The organism is Xanthomonas axonopodis, from assembly GCF_001304695.1.
Classification (GTDB): Bacteria; Pseudomonadota; Gammaproteobacteria; order Xanthomonadales; family Xanthomonadaceae; genus Xanthomonas; species Xanthomonas axonopodis.
This window is the reverse complement of record NZ_JFAQ01000253.1, coordinates 1-701: the sequence shown is the minus strand read 5'-3', so window position 1 is coordinate 701 and position 701 is coordinate 1. Positions and strand designations below refer to the sequence as shown.

The following is a 701-nucleotide window of genomic DNA, read 5'->3' as shown; positions in this document are numbered from 1 at the left end:
TCAGGACGGGGGGACGTCGGCCTGGGCGTATCAAATCAGCGCCAGACAGCACAGATGCAATCGCAGGTGCAGACCCAACAAGCTGCTTCGCCTGCGATGTCGATGTAACGAATGGTGATTTTTTAAGCGGAATTGCGTTCTTACCGAGGCCAGCTAAATAGCCTCGGTCCTACGCGCCGAATGTTGTGATCTGACACTCTAGATCTTTATTCAGGGGCGCCGCATCGTGACCGGCCAGTCCCGCGAGGCGGCCATGGGCTTGGTGGTGACGGCGCTGCGCGCCTCGCTTATCATCGGCCTGGCGACGAGCATGGTGGAAGCTTCGTCGAAGCTTTACTGGACGCTGACCGATGGTGTGAGCCAGTCCATTACCCAAGTGGTGACGGGGGATTCGAAAAGTCCCTACGATGCGATCGACAAGAATCTGGGTCTGATGCAGATTGCGATGATGATCATCGATCAGATCCAGACAGCAGGCAACCAACAGCGCGACGACGAGAAGACCCGTGCGCGCTGGTTCACTGGGGTAGGGATGGCCGGCCCCGGCGTGGTGGGTGGCTCACTGCTTCTGTTGAGCAAGATTGGGATGGCGCTGTTTGTGGGCTTCGGTCCATTGTTCATCATGTGCCTGCTGTTCCAGGCGACGAAGTCGTTGTTCAGCAAGTGGCTGCTATACGGGTTAGGAAAGGTCTGATCAACGC

General features: G+C 57.5%; 1 pseudogene. It reads left to right on the top strand.

Going from position 1 to position 701, the window contains the following annotated elements:
• Window positions 1-202: 202 nt before the first annotated feature.
• Window positions 203-691 (top strand): annotated as a pseudogene (locus XAXN_RS18915) (type IV secretion system protein); the annotation flags it as partial.
• Between the last annotated feature and the right edge of the window lie 10 nt (window positions 692-701).